The organism is Oceanobacillus jordanicus, assembly GCF_022095695.1.
In the GTDB taxonomy this organism is placed as follows: domain Bacteria; phylum Bacillota; class Bacilli; order Bacillales; family Amphibacillaceae; genus Oceanobacillus_B; species Oceanobacillus_B jordanicus.
On the sequence record NZ_JAIFZM010000004.1, the window covers coordinates 80310 to 99833 of the forward strand.

General features: G+C 37.7%; 24 protein-coding genes and 2 riboswitches. Of the genes, 22 read left to right on the forward strand and 2 right to left on the reverse strand.

Annotated features, from left to right (window positions below; all coding sequences use genetic code 11):
- Positions 1-77 precede the first annotated feature (77 nt).
- Positions 78-190: riboswitch (glycine riboswitch) on the forward strand.
- A gap of 3 nt (positions 191-193) precedes the next feature.
- Positions 194-290, forward strand: a riboswitch (glycine riboswitch).
- Between the two features lie 144 nt (positions 291-434).
- Genes gcvT through gcvPB form a run of 3 tightly spaced genes read left to right on the forward strand, consistent with a single transcriptional unit; the run spans position 435 to position 4359 of the window.
- Positions 435-1547, forward strand: coding sequence for a glycine cleavage system aminomethyltransferase GcvT (gene gcvT / locus K3T81_RS06165; protein WP_238018884.1), 1113 nt, complete (start codon positions 435-437; stop codon positions 1545-1547).
- A 12-nt stretch (positions 1548-1559) separates the two neighbouring features.
- Positions 1560-2909 (forward strand): aminomethyl-transferring glycine dehydrogenase subunit GcvPA, encoded by a 1350-nt coding sequence (gene gcvPA, locus K3T81_RS06170; protein ID WP_238018886.1) that lies wholly within the window; start codon positions 1560-1562, stop codon positions 2907-2909.
- Positions 2902-4359, forward strand: a complete 1458-nt coding sequence (gene gcvPB, locus K3T81_RS06175; RefSeq protein ID WP_238018888.1) for an aminomethyl-transferring glycine dehydrogenase subunit GcvPB — start codon at positions 2902-2904, stop codon at positions 4357-4359. Before gcvPA ends, gcvPB begins: the two co-directional genes overlap by 8 nt.
- A gap of 64 nt (positions 4360-4423) precedes the next feature.
- On the opposite strand, the gene K3T81_RS06180 is transcribed toward gcvPB, so the two are convergent.
- Complete coding sequence (locus K3T81_RS06180) at positions 4424-4795, reverse strand: rhodanese-like domain-containing protein (RefSeq protein ID WP_036572633.1); 372 nt, start codon at positions 4793-4795, stop codon at positions 4424-4426.
- Between the two features lie 206 nt (positions 4796-5001).
- Between K3T81_RS06180 and mntR the strand changes: the two genes are divergently transcribed.
- Together mntR and K3T81_RS06190 are read left to right on the forward strand one after the other, a co-directional pair.
- A complete protein-coding gene (gene mntR / locus K3T81_RS06185) occupies positions 5002-5421 on the forward strand; it encodes a transcriptional regulator MntR (RefSeq protein ID WP_036572634.1) in 420 nt (139 codons plus the stop codon).
- A gap of 75 nt (positions 5422-5496) precedes the next feature.
- Positions 5497-6387: a patatin-like phospholipase family protein gene (locus K3T81_RS06190; protein ID WP_238018890.1), complete on the forward strand. Its 891-nt coding sequence runs from the start codon at positions 5497-5499 to the stop codon at positions 6385-6387.
- A 12-nt stretch (positions 6388-6399) separates the two neighbouring features.
- Here the strand turns inward: K3T81_RS06190 and K3T81_RS06195 are convergent, their stop codons facing one another.
- Positions 6400-6780 carry an SA1362 family protein gene (locus K3T81_RS06195; RefSeq protein ID WP_238018892.1) on the reverse strand — a complete coding sequence of 127 codons (381 nt, stop codon included), beginning with the start codon at positions 6778-6780 and terminating at the stop codon, positions 6400-6402.
- A 258-nt stretch (positions 6781-7038) separates the two neighbouring features.
- Here K3T81_RS06195 and K3T81_RS06200 point away from each other — a divergent pair, with 258 nt between their 5' ends.
- The 17 genes from K3T81_RS06200 to folD all read left to right on the forward strand — a co-directional run bounded on the left by K3T81_RS06200 (position 7039) and on the right by folD (position 19522).
- Entirely contained in the window at positions 7039-7566 is a 528-nt protein-coding gene (locus K3T81_RS06200; RefSeq protein WP_238018894.1) for a YqhR family membrane protein, read from the forward strand.
- 118 nt (positions 7567-7684) lie between these two features.
- A complete protein-coding gene (locus K3T81_RS06205) occupies positions 7685-8746 on the forward strand; it encodes a M24 family metallopeptidase (RefSeq protein ID WP_238018896.1) in 1062 nt (353 codons plus the stop codon).
- Positions 8747-8778: 32 nt separating this feature from the next.
- A complete protein-coding gene (efp, locus tag K3T81_RS06210) occupies positions 8779-9336 on the forward strand; it encodes an elongation factor P (protein ID WP_106896911.1) in 558 nt (185 codons plus the stop codon).
- 208 nt (positions 9337-9544) lie between these two features.
- Positions 9545-10522 carry a stage III sporulation protein AA gene (spoIIIAA, locus tag K3T81_RS06215; RefSeq protein WP_238018898.1) on the forward strand — a complete coding sequence of 326 codons (978 nt, stop codon included), beginning with the start codon at positions 9545-9547 and terminating at the stop codon, positions 10520-10522.
- Positions 10467-10979 (forward strand): stage III sporulation protein SpoIIIAB, encoded by a 513-nt coding sequence (spoIIIAB, locus tag K3T81_RS06220; RefSeq protein WP_106896909.1) that lies wholly within the window; start codon positions 10467-10469, stop codon positions 10977-10979. Before spoIIIAA ends, spoIIIAB begins: the two co-directional genes overlap by 56 nt.
- Before the next feature lie 121 nt (positions 10980-11100).
- Positions 11101-11307, forward strand: coding sequence for a stage III sporulation protein AC (gene spoIIIAC, locus K3T81_RS06225; RefSeq protein ID WP_036572644.1), 207 nt, complete (start codon positions 11101-11103; stop codon positions 11305-11307).
- Between the two features lie 6 nt (positions 11308-11313).
- On the forward strand, positions 11314-11706 hold the full coding sequence (gene spoIIIAD, locus K3T81_RS06230; RefSeq protein WP_106896908.1) for a stage III sporulation protein AD: 393 nt from the start codon (positions 11314-11316) through the stop codon (positions 11704-11706).
- Positions 11707-11746: 40 nt separating this feature from the next.
- Positions 11747-12928, forward strand: coding sequence for a stage III sporulation protein AE (gene spoIIIAE / locus K3T81_RS06235; protein WP_106896907.1), 1182 nt, complete (start codon positions 11747-11749; stop codon positions 12926-12928).
- Between the two features lie 11 nt (positions 12929-12939).
- The gene (gene spoIIIAF / locus K3T81_RS06240) at positions 12940-13566 is read left to right on the forward strand and encodes a stage III sporulation protein AF (RefSeq protein WP_106896906.1); all 627 of its coding nucleotides are present in this window, start codon (positions 12940-12942) and stop codon (positions 13564-13566) included.
- Positions 13563-14192: a stage III sporulation protein AG gene (gene spoIIIAG / locus K3T81_RS06245; protein WP_106896905.1), complete on the forward strand. Its 630-nt coding sequence runs from the start codon at positions 13563-13565 to the stop codon at positions 14190-14192. The genes spoIIIAF and spoIIIAG overlap by 4 nt, the downstream gene beginning before the upstream one ends.
- Positions 14193-14207: 15 nt before the next feature.
- Complete coding sequence (locus K3T81_RS06250) at positions 14208-14795, forward strand: SpoIIIAH-like family protein (protein WP_238018901.1); 588 nt, start codon at positions 14208-14210, stop codon at positions 14793-14795.
- Positions 14796-15053: 258 nt separating this feature from the next.
- The gene (locus tag K3T81_RS06255) at positions 15054-15641 is read left to right on the forward strand and encodes a hypothetical protein (protein ID WP_238018903.1); all 588 of its coding nucleotides are present in this window, start codon (positions 15054-15056) and stop codon (positions 15639-15641) included.
- 163 nt (positions 15642-15804) lie between these two features.
- Positions 15805-16302, forward strand: a complete 498-nt coding sequence (gene accB, locus K3T81_RS06260) for an acetyl-CoA carboxylase biotin carboxyl carrier protein (RefSeq protein ID WP_106896902.1) — start codon at positions 15805-15807, stop codon at positions 16300-16302.
- Positions 16303-16315: 13 nt separating this feature from the next.
- The gene (gene accC / locus K3T81_RS06265; protein WP_106896901.1) at positions 16316-17674 is read left to right on the forward strand and encodes an acetyl-CoA carboxylase biotin carboxylase subunit; all 1359 of its coding nucleotides are present in this window, start codon (positions 16316-16318) and stop codon (positions 17672-17674) included.
- Positions 17675-17705: 31 nt separating this feature from the next.
- Positions 17706-18104 (forward strand): Asp23/Gls24 family envelope stress response protein, encoded by a 399-nt coding sequence (locus K3T81_RS06270; protein ID WP_238018905.1) that lies wholly within the window; start codon positions 17706-17708, stop codon positions 18102-18104.
- A 174-nt stretch (positions 18105-18278) separates the two neighbouring features.
- On the forward strand, positions 18279-18659 hold the full coding sequence (nusB, locus tag K3T81_RS06275; protein ID WP_106896899.1) for a transcription antitermination factor NusB: 381 nt from the start codon (positions 18279-18281) through the stop codon (positions 18657-18659).
- A 14-nt stretch (positions 18660-18673) separates the two neighbouring features.
- Positions 18674-19522, forward strand: coding sequence for a bifunctional methylenetetrahydrofolate dehydrogenase/methenyltetrahydrofolate cyclohydrolase FolD (gene folD / locus K3T81_RS06280; protein ID WP_238018907.1), 849 nt, complete (start codon positions 18674-18676; stop codon positions 19520-19522).
- Positions 19523-19524: the final 2 nt, after the last annotated feature.

Consider the following 19524-nt stretch of genomic DNA (forward strand, 5'->3'; position numbering starts at 1 on the left):
AATGAATTTGAAATTAGAGCATTCCCTGTAATAAGTAGTACATAGTATATCCAACTTCAACTATTTCATAAAAGCGAATGATTACATGGGGAGAGATTATCGTTCCATTTCGTTAGTCAATTTGGAAAGATAACGCCGAAGGAGCAAGCAAACATGCGAATCTCTCAGGCAAAAAGACTCTTGTAGGACGCACCTCTGGAGAGAGTTTACATAAGTAAACCACCCACGAAGCAAGTAGCTGTATGTACATAATAGGGACAGCTATGCAACTTTCTGGTCTAAGGACAGAGATTTCATTGATAACAGTGGAATCTCTGTCTTTTTTTGTACGCTTGGAATGAATGCATAATAGCGATCCAAGTTTATAAAAAACATTCATCGTCGCTAGAGGTGAATAAATTTTTACTAAAAAGTGGTGAAAAGGAGTGAAGATAATGACTGATTTACAGCGTACCCCATTGTATTCCGAGTATAGTAAAAGTGGGGCGAAAACAATTGATTTTGGCGGGTGGGACCTTCCAGTTCAATTCTCAAGCATTAAACAAGAACATGAAGTTACAAGGACGAAAGCAGGGCTGTTTGATGTATCGCATATGGGCGAAATACACGTAACAGGACCAAAAAGCAAAGAATTCCTCCAGGGGATCACAACAAATGACGTTACAAAACTTGTTCCAGACAGAGCGCAGTATACATTAATGTGCTACCCAGACGGTGGAACAGTAGATGATTTAATTATTTATATGCTTGCAGAAAATGATTATCTTCTCGTGGTAAATGCTGCAAACACGAAAAAAGATTATGAATGGTTAGTAGAAAATAACACTTACTCAAATGAAGAGGTTTCGATCAGTAATGTATCCGATGATTATGCGCAACTAGCCTTACAGGGACCATTGGCAGAAAGGATTTTACAGCAACTGACTGACACTGATTTAGGTGCAATAAAATTCTTCCGATTCGCACAGGACGTTAAGATCGGCAATATTCCAGGACCTGCCCTTGTTTCCAGAACAGGATATACAGGGGAAGACGGCTTTGAAATTTATATTAATAAAGATTATGCACCAGATCTATGGAATCTTTTATTAGAAAAAGGGGCAGACCAAGGACTTGAACCAATTGGACTTGGAGCAAGAGATACCTTGCGTTTTGAAGCAAATCTAGCACTCTATGGACAAGAGTTATCCGCAACCATTACGCCAATTGAAGCTGGATTAACATTTGCTGTAAAAGTGGATAAAGAAGACTTTATTGGTCGTGAAGTTCTAAAGAAACAATTAGAAGAAGGTCCTGATCGTAAACTTGTCGGTATTGAAATGATAGATAAGGGGATTCCGAGACATGGTTACAAAGTTCTCTATGAGGGAGAAGAAGTCGGATTTGTGACATCGGGAACACAATCTCCAACTTTGAAAAAAAACATTGGCCTGGCACTAGTCAAACGAGAATTAGCTCAATTAGACCAACAATTGACTGTTCAAGTAAGAAACAGAGAATTAAGTAGTGTTGTAATTAAAACACCTTTTTATAAAAGAGAGAAATAGGGAGGGACCGAGATGGAATTTAGATACTTACCGATGACAGACTCAGACAAACAAGAGATGTTGGCAACAATTGGTGTGGACTCTACGGAAGAATTATTTGCTGATATACCAGAACAGATTCGCTTTAGAGGAAGTTTAAACTTAAAAAAGCCAGCAAATGAAGCACAATTAAAGAAGGAACTTGCCGATATGGCAAATAAAAATGTAAATCTTAAAACACATGCTTCTTTTTTGGGAGCTGGTGTTTATGATCATTATATTCCATCTGTTGTAGATCATGTAATTTCACGGTCCGAATTTTATACAGCTTATACGCCCTACCAGCCAGAAATTTCCCAAGGCGAACTACAGGCAATTTTTGAATTTCAAACTATGATATCCGAATTAACTGGATTACCTGTAGCCAATTCATCTATGTATGATGGTGGAACATCTCTAGCAGAAGCTGTTAATTTAAGTGCAGCTCATACAAAACGGAAAAAAATACTAGTTTCCAAAGCAGTACATCCAGAATCACGTGCTGTTATCGAAACGTATGCAAGAGGACCAGAACTCGAAATTGTGGATATTGACTGTGAAGATGGGTATACGAACTTACAGCAATTGGCAGACGCAATCGATGAGAATACTGCAAGTGTCGTTGTGCAATATCCAAACTTCTTTGGTCAAATAGAACCATTGGAAAAAATAAATGAGCTGGTAAAGAGTCAAACCAAAACAATGCTCATTACTTCAAGTAACCCGCTTTCACTTGGCTATTTGACACCCCCAGGGGAGTTTGGCGCTGATATTGTGGTAGGTGATACGCAGGTCTTTGGTATTCCTGCGCAATTTGGAGGGCCACATTGCGGATATTTTGCAACCACGGATAAATTAATGCGCAAAGTACCTGGACGCTTAGTTGGTCAAACTGTCGATGAGGACGGTGTCCGAGGGTTTGTTTTAACATTACAGGCAAGAGAACAGCACATTCGAAGAGATAAAGCTACGTCGAATATCTGTTCCAACCAGGCATTAAATGCACTTGCAAGCTCTGTTGCTATGAGTTCAATTGGAAAACACGGCTTAAGAAAAATGGCTGTTTTAAATATGAAAAAAGCTCGATACATGAAACAGAAGTTGAAAGAGACTGGCCTGCGAGTTGTTCACGAAGGAATGTTCTTTAATGAATTGGTAGTGGATATTGGGTCCAACGTAAGTGAAATTAATAAACAGCTTTTAAATAAAGGATTTATCGGTGGATATGATTTGGAAGTGAACTATCCTGAATTAAAGAATCACATGTTGATTGCTGTTACGGAAAGCCGTACAAAAGAGGAGATAGACATCTTTGTGAAGGAATTGGGGGATTTGCATGAATAAGAAGGATTTTCCGTTAATGTTTGAACGTAGCAAGGAAGGACGTACAAGCTATAGTTTACCTGAGTTAGATATCCCGGATTTTGATCTGGATGCTGATATAGAAAGTAATTATATCCGAACTACCCCAGCAAATTTACCTGAAGTAAGTGAATTGGACATCATGCGCCATTATACAGGCTTATCAAATCGAAATTACGGTGTAGATTCCGGATTTTATCCACTAGGTTCTTGTACAATGAAATACAACCCAAAAATGAATGAAGATGTAGCACGATTTGATGGGTTTAGTCATATCCACCCATATCAGGAAACAGAAAGTGTCCAAGGAGCGATGGAAATGATGTATGACCTGCAGTCTTCTCTTAAGGAGATTACAGGGATGCATGAAGTTTCTTTACAATCAGCTGCCGGAGCTCACGGCGAGTGGACTGCCCTCATGATGATCCGTGCTTTCCATGAAGCCAATGGAGACACGAATCGAACAAATGTTATTGTGCCAGACTCAGCCCATGGTACAAATCCTGCATCCGCAACAGTAGCTGGCTTTAAGGCTATAACGGTAAAAACGAACGAAAATGGTTTAGTTGATTTAGATGACTTAAAACGTGTTGTGGATGAAAAAACAGCTGCACTTATGCTGACAAATCCAAATACGCTTGGGTTATTTGAAACGGAGATAATAGAAATGGCTGAGATCATTCATGAGGCAGGGGGGAAATTGTACTATGATGGTGCAAACCTTAATGCCATAATGGGTTATGCAAGACCTGGGGACATGGGGTTTGATGCCGTGCATTTAAACCTTCACAAAACATTTACAGGCCCTCATGGCGGGGGTGGTCCTGGATCTGGACCAGTAGGTGTATCGGAGGAACTTGCGGCCTATTTACCAAAACCTCTACTTACCAAAAAAGAAGAAAAATATGTATTTGAATATGATCGTCCTTCTTCTATTGGTAGAGTAAAGCCTTACTATGGCAATTTTGGAATCAACCTTCGTGCCTACACATATATTCGAACAATGGGTGCTGAAGGGCTTAAGAAAGCAAGTGAATATGCAGTTCTTAACGCAAATTATATGATGAGAAAGTTGCAAAAGGAATATGATTTACCATATGACCAGCACTGCAAGCATGAATTTGTATTATCCGGGAAGCGACAAAAGAAGCTAGGTGTTCGAACGCTCGACATTGCTAAAAGGCTACTTGATTTTGGCTACCATCCACCAACCATTTATTTTCCACTTAATGTAGAAGAAGCGATGATGGTGGAGCCAACAGAAACGGAGTCTAAAGAAACATTAGACGCATTTATAGATTCCATGTTAGCTATTGCAAAAGAGGTAGACTTTAATCCAGAAATAGTTCAGGAAGCCCCGCATAATACGATTGTGAATCGAATGGATGAAACGCTTGCTGCAAGGAAACCAGTCTTAAAATATCAAAAATAGAAGCATTTTCTATGGAAATAAATAAAAATCCTGGGGTACATTTTATTTGTACCCCAGGATTTTTTTACTTGGCTTTAATTTTACCTGTCCATTTTTTAAATCCGCCTTTTAGCTGATAAATATCTGTATAGCCTTTTTTATTTAGAAGTTGAGCCGCACGTGCTGATCGTGACCCGCTTTGGCAGTATAGATATACAGGCTTGTCCGGCCTCATCTCAATTAAACGTTGTTTCATTTGTGTCAGTGGTATATTTCTTGCGCCAAGGATATGCCCCTTGTCAAATTCCTGTGGCTCCCTGACATCGATTAATTGTGCTTTACGATAGCCTTCTCTAAACTGTTGCTCTGTAAGTACCTTCAGGTAGTTTTTCTGTCTAAAGTAGCGAAATACGCCAACAACCAATAAAGCAACAATAGCGATTACTAAAAATTCCATGCTAGTTTTTCCCCCGTCTGTCCGTATACTTCTTCTCTATTATATGCGCAAACAGCTATTTTTTCAAAGTATTTTCGTTCTTTTGAACCAAGTCAATAGAGTTGGTATATTTGCAACTACTTGTATAACAATATTATTTCATGTATCCTTTTATTAGAAACAGTTTTGCGTTAGATAAAAAAAGATTCTTGAAATGAGGAGAATACATGCCTACACCAAGTATGGAAGATTATATAGAGCAAATCTACAACTTAATGGAATCGAAGGGATATGCAAGAGTTTCCGATATTGCCGAAGCACTAGAAGTACATCCTTCTTCCGTTACAAAAATGGTGCAAAAACTTGATAAAGATGATTATTTAAATTATGAGAAATATAGAGGCTTCATTCTTACAGCTAAAGGGAAAAAGGTTGGAGAAAGGCTAGTCTTCCGCCACGAATTATTAGAAGACTTCTTAGAAATCATCGGGGTTGAAAAAGAAAATATTTATGAAGATGTTGAAGGAATTGAGCATCATCTAAGTTGGAATTCCATTGACCGTATAGGTGACCTAGTGAACTACTTTAAGCAAGATAGTAAGCGGGTTAATCAATTAAGAGACATCCAAAAGCAAGCTGAGAAATAAAAAATAGTTCTATTATGTCATCCTTATGCTTAAAAATGTATAAACATCATTTGTCAGGCATAAGGGAGTGGTGTCATGAAAATCGATGGCGTTTTTTCAGGCGGTGGTGTTAAGGCCTATGCATTTCTTGGTGTCTTAGAAGTGTTGAAAAGTAAGGAATTGAAGCTTGAACGTGTAGCTGGGACATCAGCTGGCGCTATTGTTGCTTCTTTTTTAGCTTCTGGATTTGATGTCGATGATATTCGTTTGAAGTTAGATGAACTTGATCTTAAAATGTTCCTTGACCCGCCTCTGATTACGAAGTGGTTACCGTTTAGTAAGTGGGTCTTTCTCTATTTTCAACTTGGCATTAACAAAGGGGACAAATTAGAAAATTGGTTATATAGCCAGCTTGCCGAGAAAAACATCTATACATTTAACGATCTCCCCAGAGGGTATTTAAAAGTAGTGGTAAGTGATTTGTCTCTAGGTAAGCTTGTCGTTATACCAGATGACTTGGAAAGAGTTTATGGTATCAACCCACTTCATTTTCCTGTAGCAAAAGCTGTCCGCATGAGCGCAGGATTTCCTTATTTTTTTATGCCTAAAAAGCTTCCGGGGAAAAGTAATACTAAAAGTATTATTGTGGATGGTGGGCTGTTAAGTAATTTTCCATTATGGATATTTGATAACCAAAAAGGAAAACAGGATAGACCAATTCTCGGTGTTAAGTTAAGTGAAACTGTAGAAAATACAGATCCTAGACGAATACGAAATGCACTGGATATGTTTCAGGCGCTTTTTGCCACAATGAAAATGGCCCACGATACACGTTACATATCTACAGCGCAAAAAAGAAACATTATCTTTGTCCCGGTAGAAGGAATTGGTGCAATTAACTTATCTATTAATGAAGCAACGAAGGAGAACCTTATAAATATAGGAATAGAAAGCGCTGAGGTTTTCTTACAAAAATGGCCAAAATAAAAATGACCCTACTTAAAAAGTAGCGCGGTCATTTTTTTTCTGTTTATTTCCTTCAATTACTCTAAGATGAGAAGCTCGTTTTGACACTTTTTTTCTAGTAGGTGCTGCAACTGGTTTAGTTCCCTTTGACTGTGTTTGGTAAACGGGCCGATTGTCCTTATATTTTGCTTTCGATTGTTTTACTGCCTGCTTGTATTTTTTCATGTCATCCGAAGTAGTTCGTTTACGCAAGAATAAAAAATAAATAACACCAAAAAAAACAATTCCCGTACCAATCATGACAAAGACGTTAGTAAAAAAACCACTTGTATTTGTCAAAAGTTGAGATACTAAACCGATAGCAGCTAATCCAATAATGAGATAAATAAATATGGAGATTTTATTCCGTTGCATTGTTTTTCCTCCATTCTGAAATTAATTCCAATTCTTCCTAACGAGGTTATCGCACTATTTAAACCAAAAGCCTATTTTCTATATGCTCTTATTCTTTATTATTTCCTATAACACTTAAAAGTATTCAGTTTTACTAGAATGGTTTGTTTTTATTTTACTTGATTTTGTCGCTAAAAACCAGTTACTCAGAAAGAAAACATCACATTATTTTGGATTGCAAATTCTTATATTGGTCATAATATTAAGCGAGGTGATCAAATGAGCGATAAGAAACAATTAGACCAAAAATTAGACCAAAATAAAAGAGAAGAGCCTTTAACATTATTTAGTCGGTCCGCAGTAACCGGATTTGTCGGTGGTGTATTCTGGGGGCTTATTGCTACAATTTTAGCTTACTTTAACTTTACAGAGGTTGCACCAAAATCATACGTTTTGCGTTCCTGGACAACAGCTACATGGACTGATGGATGGCTTGGCACCGTAATCACGATTATGATCTTAGGTGGTTTGTCTGTATTGGTAGCATTTATCTATTACCTTTTCATGAGGAAAATAAACTCCATGTGGATGGGAGCTGTATATGGGGTGATCTTATGGGGAATCTTGTTTTTTATATTAGATCCAATTTTCACTAATATTAAACCCATTCAGGAATTTAATCAAGAAACAATTGTGACTACTATTTGTCTCTATGTATTATATGGAACATTTATTGGATATTCATTATCTTATGATTACCATGATAAAGTGATGAAAGAGAAGAATGAACATAACAAACAGGCATAGCAGGCTAAATTGAAGAGCAAATGAACGTAAATACTTATTAATTACGAAGGTTTATGATAAACTGAAGTCATCCATTGTTTTACGTATAGAAATGTAATAGAGAAAGGGATGATTTTTAGTGGGGAAGCTAACAAAATTACGTGAATTGCTAGAAAAAAATGAGTTGGATGCAATTCTTATCACTAGTTCTATTAACAGACGCTACGTGTCTGGATTTACTGGAACTGCCGGGGTAGCACTTATTAGTAAACAGCATGCACGTTTTATAACAGATTTTCGTTATACCGCTCAGGCTACTGAACAAGCAACGGAATTTCAAGTTGTAGAGCATAAACAATTAATTGAACAAGAAATACGTGACCAGCTAAAGGAAATGGGTATTAAACATCTTGGTTTTGAAAAGGATCATGTAACCTTTGCTCAATATGAAAATTATAAAAAAGTATTTAATGTTGACATGAAGCCTATTAGTGGTCTTGTTGAAGAGATGCGACTTATTAAAACAGCTGACGAATTAGCAGTAATGAAAAAGGCTGCTAAGATTGCGGATGATGCTTTTATACATATACAGTCCTTTATTAAACCTGGAGTTAAAGAAATTGATGTCTCGAACGAACTTGAATTTTTCATGCGTAAGCAGGGGGCTGTTTCTTCCAGCTTTGATATTATTGTGGCATCTGGCCTTCGTTCAGCATTACCGCATGGCGTGGCTTCAAACAAAGAAATTAACTCAGGTGAGTTGGTAACGCTTGACTACGGAGCATGGTATGAAGGGTATTGTTCAGATATTACAAGAACCTTTGCAGTTGGAGAAATCAGTGACGAACTCACTACCATTTATAATACAGTCTTAGAGGCACAGCTTCTTGGTGTAGCGGGTGTTAAGCCAGGTATAACGGGTAAAGAAGCAGACGCACTGACACGGGATTATATTACAGAAAAAGGATATGGAGACTATTTTGGCCATTCAACAGGTCATGGTCTTGGTCTAGAAGTACATGAAGGTCCTGGATTATCCTTTAGAAGTGATAAGAAGCTAGAAGCCGGCATGGTAGTAACGGTTGAACCAGGAATTTATATTCCAGAAGTTGGCGGATGCAGGATTGAAGATGATATTATTGTAACCGAGACGGGCAATGAACGCCTCACACATGCACCAAAAGAATTAATACATTTATAAGTTGAGCTTTCGATGAGGAGGAAAAAATAGGTATGATTTCAGTAAATGATTTTAAAACAGGACTAACAATTGAAGTTGATAATGGTATATGGCAGGTTTTGGAGTTCCAACACGTAAAGCCTGGTAAAGGAGCAGCCTTTGTTAGATCTAAACTACGTAATCTCCGTAATGGGAATATTCAGGAAAAAACATTCCGCGGCGGAGAGAAAGTAAGTAAGGCTCATATTGAAAATAGAAAGATGCAATATCTTTATGCTTCAGGTGATGCTCATGCATTTATGGATTCAACCTCGTATGAACAAATTGAGCTAACAACAGATCAAATTCAATATGAATTGAAGTTCATTAAAGAGAATATGGAAGTTCATATCATTACTTATGATGGCGAAATATTAGGAGTAGACCTTCCAAATAACGTAGAGTTAGAAGTTATTGAAACAGAGCCAGGGATAAAAGGCGATACAGCAAGTGGTGGATCTAAACCAGCAAAACTAGAGACAGGCCATTCTGTACAAGTTCCATTTTTCATTAATCAGGGAGACGTGCTTGTTATTAACACCTCTGATGGAAAATATGTATCAAGAGCATAAATTTCAAAGCATGAAGAAATAAAAAAGAGGCTGTACCAATTCATTTTGGTACAGCCTCTTTTGTTTTTTTGCGCTGATATCTAGCATTACCCCACTTGGTTTTCGCTTAAATAGACTTACTGGAAGCTGAGCTACTTTCTAAGTCATAAACGCTTAACTTCATCATACATTTAGTAATAAGCTATCAATCAAAGTGAGGAAGTTTTATATGGAAGAAATAATCCGGTTGTTTCCAGAAGGATTGCAAGTGCCCCTTCAAAAGCATATTGCTGGTAGGTGGAATGAACTTCAGGAAATACGATGTCGACTGAATAAGCAGCTAGAAATTATCCTAAACACGAGGAACGAATGGGATACAGCGATCACGCTAACAAAACAGGATTTTACCTATATGGTAAATCAACTTAGTGAGTTCTCTTTATATCGAATGGAGGACGAACTACGCGAAGGTTATATTACGATTGAAGGCGGACACAGAATCGGAATTGCTGGGAAAGTTAATACAATGCAAGGAGCAGTAAAAGCGATTCAGCATATAACGTTCTTAAATATTCGTGTAGCAAAGGAAAGAATTGGCTGTGCAGATAAAATTATGCCTTCTCTTTACCACCAAGACTATCTTAATACATTATTCGTTGGTCCTCCGCAAACAGGAAAAACGACACTTCTCCGTGATACTGCAAGGCAAATAGCTTCAGGTTGGAAGAACATTTCGGCAAGGAAAGTTGGAATTGTCGATGAGCGCTCCGAGATTGCCGGCTCAATAAAAGGAGTACCACAACATAATATAGGTACTAGAGCTGATGTCATGGATGCCTGTCCGAAAGCAGAAGGAATGATGATGATGATACGCTCCATGTCTCCAGAAGTCTTAGTCGTCGACGAAATTGGTAGCAAAAAAGATGTACAAGCATTACTAGAAGCGATAAATGCTGGTGTTATTATTATTAGTTCCATCCATGGAAAAAGCCTTGATGAACTAAAAAAACGACCATCTTTGCACAATCTTTTTGAGCAACACGTTTTTCAACGGTTTATTTTATTGGACAGGAAACAAATTCCTGGGCATATTAGCAAAGTTTATAACGAGTATGGTGAGATCATTTCAGAGGTAACGGAGGACAGGCCACATGCAATGGATTGGGGCACTTCTTTTCGTCATAACGAGCACGTGGGTAGGATTTGAGTGGAGTAGCAGACTCTCTAATAGACCAAAGCAAATAAGGCAACTAAAGAATGCATTGCAAATACTTGAGGCTGAGATCTTGTATAGTCAGCTTCCACTAAATGAGGCTTTTTTGGTAATTGCCAAACAAACACCTCAACCAACTAGCAAGTTTTTTGACACCTTATATTACGAACTACAGCACGATAAGCGCGACCTATTTTCTGTATGGGAACAATCAGTTGATGGGCTGATGAAGTACTCAAGTTTAGGCCGTAATGAACAAGAAATTATTAAGCAATTTGGAAGAACCCTGGGACAGCATGATTTTCACCAACAACAAAAGCATATTCAACTCACGCTTAGTCACCTAGAACGCGAATTAGAAGAAGCAAGGGATCACCATATGAAATACGGCAAGATGGCGAAAAGTCTCGGCGTTTTGTGCGGACTGTTTGTTGTTTTACTTCTTTTATAAGGAAATGCACGAAGCCCTGAATTAATGAGTACCGTGTGTTTGATGTAATATTTTCCAAACAACATAGGAGAAACATAATCCACCTTTATGGACACGCATTATTAGTGAAAGGAGCCAGTCCATGTTTACAGATGCATCCATTCTATTTCAGATAGCTGGCATTGGCATTATTGTGGCGCTTATTCATACCATTTTAAAACAGATGGGGAAAGAGGAAATTGCTCAATTTGCTACACTGATAGGTTTTATTATCGTACTCGTTGTGGTTATTAACGGACTATCAGATCTTTTCCAGCAAATTAAATCAGTCTTTCTCTTTCAAGGGTAATCGTTAATGGATATTGTACAAATTGTAACACTTGGTATCGTTGCTAGCATTTTATATATCATTTTAAAAGAGATAAACAGCTCCATGGCGTTTTTTGTCATCCTGATTACCGGGATAATTATCTTCTTTTCGGTTATCCAGCAGATTAGCAGTATCTTTCAGCTGATTCAATCATTGGGTACAAAAGCGAACGTGGAAGGTATGTATATGGATACCATTCTAAAAATAATAGGAATTGCTTATATTGCTGAACTTGGGGCGGGGATTACAAAGGATGCTGGGTTAGGTTCAGTAGCTGCAAAAATTGAACTGGCAGGGAAAATATTTATCCTTTTACTTGCGGTTCCGATTATTAGCGCTGTAATCGAAGCCATTATACGTTTTCTACCTACAACGTAGTCAAATCCCTCCATTCCTTTGAAGGGGGAAGTTATAGTGAATGAAGCCAAATAAGAAGTCGATCCTATTCCTAACCGTTTTTTTCTGTTTGTTGTTTGGACAAGCCTCGGTAAGTGCATCGCCTACAGTTAGTGGGGAAGAACCTAGCGATAAGGTACTTGAAGAAGTCTCCTTAACAGAGGTACAAAGCTATTGGACAGACTTGGTAAGTGAATATGGTGGTTACCTTCCAGAATTGGAGAAGACGAGTGTATATGAGTTTATTAAAGATAACGGTGAACTTTCTATTAAAAATGCAATAAATGGGTTACTAGAATTTTTATTTCATGAACTGATTATAAACGGTAAATTACTAGGTCTGTTAATTATGCTTATCTTGTTTTCCGTGCTTCTGCAAACAATGCATAATGCATTTGAAAAGAGCTCTGTAAGTAAAATCGCCTACTTTGTAGTCTATATTGTTTTAATATTCATTGCACTGAACAGCTTTTATCTCGCTGTTTCCTATGCTAAGGAAGCCATTGATACAATGAGCAGCTTTATGATTGCCTTACTTCCATTAATGCTTGGCTTAATGGCTACTTTTGGGAACATAGTATCCGTATCATTCTTCCATCCAATCATTATTTTTCTAGTGAATTTTAGCGGTATTCTCGTCTCTACTATTATTTTACCGCTTTTATTTTTATCAGCGCTTCTACTAATTGTAAGTAGTCTTAGTGAGAATTATAAAGTAACGCATCTCGCAAATCTGTTCAAAACAGTAGGGTTGGGGATTCTTGGTGTCTTTTTCACGATATTTCTTGGGGTTATGTCCGTCCAAGGTGCCACCAGTGCAATTCAGGATGGTGTCGCGATGAAGACTGCAAAATTTATTACAGGTAATTTTATTCCTGTCATTGGCAGAACATTTACGGACGCAGCGGACACCATTCTTAGTGCCTCTTTACTATTGAAAAATGCAGTGGGGTTAGTCGGGTTACTACTCATTATATTTATTGCTTTATTCCCTGCATTAAAAATATTTGCGATTGCGCTCATTTATAAAATTGCAGCAGCAATATTACAGCCGCTAGGCGATGGACCAGTTATTTCAAGTATCAATACGATCAGTAAATATATCGTATACATTCTAGCATGCATGCTGGCTGTGTCGTTTATGTTTCTATTAGCAATTGTGATTATAGTCATAGCTAGTAATTTAACGCTGCTTTTACGATAGGATGATGAAAAATGGATGCTTTAATCCAATGGGTAACCCAAATTATCATATTTGTACTACTAGCTACCATAATAGATTTATTAATGCCCTCCACCTCCATGAAGAAATATATCAAGTTAATTGTAGGATTAATTCTAATTTTGATCCTTTTAAAACCTGTTTTCTATTTATTTCAAATTGATATAGGAAGCCAGTTAAACCGTTCATTTCAGCAGGTGATACAGCAGGGAAATGAGGGAGAAGATGTAGAAAGTTTAATCGAATTTCAAAAAAGTGAAATAGAAACATCTCAGTCTGCATATATTTTAGAACAAATGGCTGTCCAACTTACGGATCTTGCACAGGATCCATTACTGGAGGACTATCAGGTCGAGATTACAGATATAAGCTTCTTGTTTTCTCAGGAGGATGAAATATCATTCGAAGTTCTCGATGAGGTCATTGTTAGTATAAGAGAAATAGAAGAAGATGGGGAGGGAGCAGTGAGTATAGTTGAAGATGTGGTAATTAACACGGAAGAGCCAGCAGTCACAAAAGATAATGAAGAAGAAGAAAAACAAATAGTAAGTCTGTTAAGAGATGTTTGGGATTTACAAGAGAAAGAACTGACCATCATTTGGGAGGGAGGGGCATCTTGAAACAACTACTGGATAAACTTTTTAAAAATGGAGCCAAAGGTACTTCGAAAAAGACAGGCTATATGCTTATTCTTGCACTTGGTGGTCTGATGTTAATCATTGTAGGCAATTTATTTACTTCTTCTGACGAGACACCACCGCAGCAAGAAATAACACACCACCTGGATGAAGAATCAGAAGAAACTGCTAAACAGGTTAAATCAAATGAGGACATGACCACTTCAGACATATCCGAATTGGAAGAAAGCTATAAAAAAGATCTCGAATCCATGCTAAACAATATAAAAGGTGTATCTGAGGCTGAGGTAATGGTCAATCTTGAATCAACTAAAATTAAAGTCTATGAAAAAAATCTTATTTATGGCCAGCAATCAACAGATGAATCAGACAAAAATGGTGGCACAAGAAAGGTACAGGACAGTACAGAAGAAGCACAAACCGTATTAGTCAGGCAAGGTGAAGGGGAAGTCCCATTGCTTATCCAAACAAAGAAACCGGAAGTAAGAGGTGTCTTTGTAGTCGCCAAAGGGGCAGACCACGCTTCGGTAAAGAATTGGATAATAGAGTCAACATCTCGCGTACTTGATGTTCCAACACATAGAGTATCAGTAATGCCAAAGAATTAAAGGGAGGAAGAAATAATGTTAAAAAAGCAAACTGTTTGGTTACTAACTATGTTGAGTCTCATGATTGTGTTGAGTGTGTATTACATGACTTCACCTGATAGTGAAGATCTAGCTTACCTAAATAATGGACAAGATGATTCAGAAGAAGCAGCATCAACTGATCCTACTGAGGATGATGGAGAAGCAAATGGCAACCAAGATGAGACAGAAGTGGATAGTATCTCAAATCTTGGGGAAAATGAACTATTTACAACAATTAGAATGGAACTCACCGATCAACGAAGTAAAACAAAGGATCGACTTACTGATGTTGTGGCTTCAAGCTCAAGTTCACCTGAAGAAAAAGATGAAGCTCTAAAAGAGATTGACGTGATTGAAGAAGTTGAAACAAAAGAAACAATTCTAGAAGGAAGTATCGCAGAATCTGGTGAATACCCAGATGTTCTCGTCCGCTCTGAGGACGATAAAGTACACGTGCATGTAAGAGCTGAAGAACTATCTCCGACTGAGGCAAATAACATTATGCAGATGGTAAGGGATGAATTTGATAGAGATGTGGTTGTAGATGTAAATTATCAGCCAGCAAGCAGTGAAGAAGAGTAATAAGAAAAACCGGACACTTTAGGGTGTTCGGTTTTTTATGTATCGTGAAATGAAATTTAATTTTGTAGCGCTGTTAGTAGTTAGACAAAAAAATCTTTTCTGAAAATATCTGAAAATATACTACATAGTACTCCAGTTTCTTCCAAAGATCGTTTATACTTATAGTTAGAAGTAATCCACAATAGTCTGTTTCACCTAAGTAATGAAGAATAATAAATGTAATTTATGAAAAAAGGCTATTTAGAAAGGGGGATTTGTTTGAAAATCACGGTTATCGTATTATTTCTAATACTTATTGCTTACCATATTATGCGTTACATTCACGTTTTAGTGAAGATGAGAAAGAAAGCCATTTTCCCAGTTGAGGAGAAGGATATTATGGCGATCAGAAGACATCCTGTAAGGCCAGTAGTTCGGCCAACTTATAAGGACCAGAAAAATGGTATCATAATATATGGAGTATTCCTTTTGTTTATGCTGGCATTGTTTATATATACAGTATCGCTTGAAAACTGGCCACTACTTCTGACTCCGGCTATTTCGCTTTTATACTTGCATAATTTATTCAATATGTTTTCTATTGCAAAGGACGGTCTCTTGGTTGGAGGGCGGTTTGTACATTGGAAAGACATAAAATCCTTCCAGTTCAAACCAATTGATATCGACCATCGTTTCTATGGCCATACGAAAGAGGTAAACGAAGCAGGATATGAATTAGTCTTCAATCGGCGTCTATTTAGTTCCTACTGCATTGTGATATCTGAAGAAACAAAAGAGAAGATTACGGAGATTCTTATAGAGTATGGGAAGGTGGCAGAAGAGCCGTTGAAGCCTCAAGAAGCATAGTAAAAAAAGTGTTCTTTCAGTCAAACCCTAAATTAACTATAATGGTTCTGAGAGTGCAATAGTGAAATTATCTTGATGTTTACCATACATTTATCGTACTATATTAAGAGGAGTTATTAGTACCTAATATTAAAGTTATAGAAATGAAAGGGTGCCTGTAAATATGTTAAAGGTAGAAGAAATACGTGAAATAATTAAACTAATTGATGAATCATCTATTGATGAATTTTCGTATGAAACGAACGGAACTACCGTGAAAATGAAGAAAAATAATGAGACTGGTGTCCCAGCAGTGACTGCGCCAGTGCCTAATGTATCAGCTCCAGTCGCAACACAAAGTGAAAAACTTGTTAATACAACAGAAACCCAAGCACCAACAGAAGCAGAAACATCAAACAATGAAACTGAAAGCAAGGATTATGACTATGAGATTGTTTCACCAATGGTGGGAACTTTCTACATGGCACCTACGCCTGAAAGTGATCCTTTTGTGAAAAACGGCAGTAAAATTGATCCTTCTACTGTTGTGTGTATTGTAGAAGCAATGAAATTATTTAATGAAATTGAAGCCGAAGTAAAGGGAGAAATCGTGGAAATTCTTGCAGATAATGGCGATCTAGTTGAATACGGACAGCCGTTGTTTAGAGTAACCACAAAGTAAGGGGATGTATGGTGTGATTAAAAGATTATTGATTGCTAATAGAGGAGAAATAGCTGTTCGGATTATTCGTGCTTGTAAGGAAATGGGCATTGAAACAATCGCTGTTTACTCTGAAGCAGACAAAGAAGCACTTCATGTGCAAATGGCAGATGAAGCATATTGTATTGGACCAACTTTATCGAAGGACAGTTACCTTAACTTTACAAATATTATGAGTGTGGCTACATCTACTAAAGTAGACGCCATTCATCCAGGATACGGTTTTCTAGCAGAAAATGCCGATTTCGCAGAAATTTGTAGAGCATGTAATATTACATTCGTTGGACCAACCCCAGAAGCAATTCAAAAAATGGGGATTAAGGATGTTGCAAGAGAAACAATGAAACAAGCAAATGTTCCGATTGTTCCGGGTTCTAATGGTATTATTGAAAATGAGGAGCAAGCGAAAGGATTAGCTTTGGAAATTGGTTACCCAATTATTATTAAAGCCACTGCTGGTGGTGGCGGTAAAGGGATTCGCGTTGCACGTACAGAGGAAGAGTTAGTTAAAGGAATCCAGATTACCCAGAATGAAGCAGAAACAGCTTTTGGAAACCCTGGTGTTTATCTTGAGAAGTATATTGAAGATTTTCGTCATGTGGAAATACAAGTGTTGGCAGACAGACATGGGAATGTTGTACACTTAGGGGAAAGAGATTGTACAATACAACGACGTCTTCAAAAGTTGGTTGAAGAATCACCATCTCCAGCCTTAACAGAAGAAATACGACAAAAAATGGGTGAAGCATCTGTGCAAGCTGCTAAGGCGGTTAATTATGAGGGTGCAGGGACCATTGAATATATCTTTGACAGAAAATCAAATGAGTTCTATTTTATGGAGATGAACACTCGGATTCAAGTTGAGCATCCAGTAACAGAGCAAGTTACAGGTGTAGATTTGATTAAAGAGCAAATTAAAATTGCAAATAATGAAGAGCTCTCTTTCAAACAAGAAGACATCCAGTTTAACGGTTGGGCACTAGAGTGTAGGATCAATGCAGAAAACCCATTTAAAAATTTCATGCCATCTGCTGGGGAAATTAACATGTATTTAACACCAGGTGGTCTAGGTGTTCGAGTTGATTCTGCCGCATACCCTGGTTATTATATTCCACCGTATTATGATTCCATGGTTGCTAAGTTGATTACATATGGTGCAACACGTAAAGAAGCGGTTGACCGTATGAGAAGGGCACTCGATGAATTTGTTATCGAGGGAGTTCATACAACAATCCCGTTCCATCGTCAACTGATGGAACATGAAATTTTCATCGAAGGTGATTTTAATACAAAGTTTCTTGAAGATCACCCAATCCTCGAAAAAGGTGAATAGAAGAAAGTATTAATAAAGGAGTGGTGAGACGATGAGTGAACAGCCTTTGTTAAATGTGAGTGATGATACGAGCCTTGGTGGTGTGGAAATTGCACCTGAAGTAATAGAAGTAATCGCTGGTATTGCAGCTGCCGAAACCGAAGGATTATATGCAATGCGTGGGAACTTTGCATCCGGGGTAGCAGAACGTTTCGGGAAAAAAGCACACAGTAAGGGTGTCAAAGTAGAGCTGACAGAAAGTGGCATATTGATTGATCTCTACGTAATATTGCATTTTGGCGTCTCCATTCCACAGGTTGCTCAAAATCTACAGACAAACATACGTCAAACACTGAAGAACATGACAGCATTAGAAATTGATGAAATAAATATTCATGTTGTTGGCATTCAGATGGATGGTAAAGAAGAGCACGACAATTCCGAAGAATAGGGAAATGCTTTAGACAGGATCAGATAGTAACTTCTTCTGATCCTGTTTTTAATTTTTCTTAGTCCTGTGGTGGTAAGCTCTTTTTGACGTGTGGGTTATTAGTTTGATTCTAGCATTGGGATTTCAATCATGTTATGATTTGTAGGAGATAAGGATAAAAGGAGCTAATATAGAATGAATAGACATGCAGCAAGGGAGAAAGCATTTCAAATACTCTTCCAATTGGATATTAATGATAATGAACCGAAACAGGCTATCGCTGAGTTTCTTGAATCAGAGGAGAATGATGCTTTTTTAACACTGCTCGTTGAAGGAGTAGCGTCACATAAAACGGAATTGGACAAGACCATTTCCGAAAATCTAGAGAACTGGAGTCTACAACGGATCGCTTCTGTTGAAAAGACAATTATACGAATTGCTGCATTTGAGATGAAGTATCTCGAAGACATTCCAGTTAATGTATCCATAAATGAAGCCGTAGAACTAGCTAATACTTACGGCGATGATAAATCTGGTAAGTTTATTAACGGTGTATTATCTAAAATAAATAAATAAAGGGGAAGTAATCAATGGCTGCAGAAATAATAAGCGGAAAAGACTTAGCACACGAATTGAGACTGGAAATGAATCAGAAGGTATCAGAGCTAAATGATCGTGGTATTTATCCCAAATTAAGCGTTATTTTGGTTGGTGACAATCCTGCTTCGAAAAGCTATGTCAACGGCAAAAAGAAAGCGTGTAAGGAGACAGGGATCCTTTCGGATGTAATCGAAATGGATAGTGACACGACTGAGACACAATTGCTGCAGCAAATTGAAATACTTAATGAAGACCCATCCGTTCACGGTATTCTTGTACAATTACCACTTCCTAAACAAATCCGGGAACAAAAGGTAATTGATACAATTTCCTATGAAAAAGATGTAGATGGTTTTCATCCCATCAATATTGGCCGGATGATGACTGGTGAGGATGCATTCTTGCCATGCACCCCGTTCGGCATTATTACAATGCTTAAATCAAAAAACATTCCTATTGCTGGAAAGCATGCAGTTGTAGTAGGACGGAGTAATATTGTCGGAAAACCAGTAGGTCAATTGTTGTTAAATGAACATGCTACTGTTACATATTGCCATTCAAGAACATCCAATTTACAGCAATTGACGCAGCAAGCCGACATCCTTATTGCGGCAGTTGGCAAAGTAAATGCCATACGTGCAGAGCATATTAAGGAAGGAGCTGTCGTGATCGATGTAGGGATAAATCGATTGGAAGATGGATCCCTGACAGGAGATGTAGATTTTGAAGCAGCAAAAGAAAAAGCATCTTACATTACACCTGTTCCCCGTGGGGTTGGTCCTATGACGATCACAATGTTGCTTGAAAATACGATTAAAGCCGCAAAAGGACTGGCATAGAA

Coding starts and splice junctions, on each gene's coding strand:
- spoIIIAB (WP_106896909.1), top strand. CDS start 10,467: ATGCAATGGATTGGGGCACTTCTTTTCGTCATAACGAGCACGTGGGTA.
- spoIIIAD (WP_106896908.1), top strand. CDS start 11,314: ATGGATATTGTACAAATTGTAACACTTGGTATCGTTGCTAGCATTTTA.
- mntR (WP_036572634.1), top strand. CDS start 5,002: ATGCCTACACCAAGTATGGAAGATTATATAGAGCAAATCTACAACTTA.
- K3T81_RS06200 (WP_238018894.1), top strand. CDS start 7,039: ATGAGCGATAAGAAACAATTAGACCAAAAATTAGACCAAAATAAAAGA.
- K3T81_RS06270 (WP_238018905.1), top strand. CDS start 17,706: ATGAGTGAACAGCCTTTGTTAAATGTGAGTGATGATACGAGCCTTGGT.
- K3T81_RS06250 (WP_238018901.1), top strand. CDS start 14,208: ATGTTAAAAAAGCAAACTGTTTGGTTACTAACTATGTTGAGTCTCATG.
- accB (WP_106896902.1), top strand. CDS start 15,805: ATGTTAAAGGTAGAAGAAATACGTGAAATAATTAAACTAATTGATGAA.
- folD (WP_238018907.1), top strand. CDS start 18,674: ATGGCTGCAGAAATAATAAGCGGAAAAGACTTAGCACACGAATTGAGA.
- spoIIIAE (WP_106896907.1), top strand. CDS start 11,747: ATGAAGCCAAATAAGAAGTCGATCCTATTCCTAACCGTTTTTTTCTGT.
- nusB (WP_106896899.1), top strand. CDS start 18,279: ATGAATAGACATGCAGCAAGGGAGAAAGCATTTCAAATACTCTTCCAA.
- K3T81_RS06190 (WP_238018890.1), top strand. CDS start 5,497: ATGAAAATCGATGGCGTTTTTTCAGGCGGTGGTGTTAAGGCCTATGCA.
- gcvPB (WP_238018888.1), top strand. CDS start 2,902: ATGAATAAGAAGGATTTTCCGTTAATGTTTGAACGTAGCAAGGAAGGA.
- gcvT (WP_238018884.1), top strand. CDS start 435: ATGACTGATTTACAGCGTACCCCATTGTATTCCGAGTATAGTAAAAGT.
- spoIIIAC (WP_036572644.1), top strand. CDS start 11,101: ATGTTTACAGATGCATCCATTCTATTTCAGATAGCTGGCATTGGCATT.
- K3T81_RS06180 (WP_036572633.1), bottom strand. CDS start 4,795: ATGGAATTTTTAGTAATCGCTATTGTTGCTTTATTGGTTGTTGGCGTA.
- spoIIIAA (WP_238018898.1), top strand. CDS start 9,545: ATGGAAGAAATAATCCGGTTGTTTCCAGAAGGATTGCAAGTGCCCCTT.
- spoIIIAF (WP_106896906.1), top strand. CDS start 12,940: ATGGATGCTTTAATCCAATGGGTAACCCAAATTATCATATTTGTACTA.
- gcvPA (WP_238018886.1), top strand. CDS start 1,560: ATGGAATTTAGATACTTACCGATGACAGACTCAGACAAACAAGAGATG.
- K3T81_RS06195 (WP_238018892.1), bottom strand. CDS start 6,780: ATGCAACGGAATAAAATCTCCATATTTATTTATCTCATTATTGGATTA.
- efp (WP_106896911.1), top strand. CDS start 8,779: ATGATTTCAGTAAATGATTTTAAAACAGGACTAACAATTGAAGTTGAT.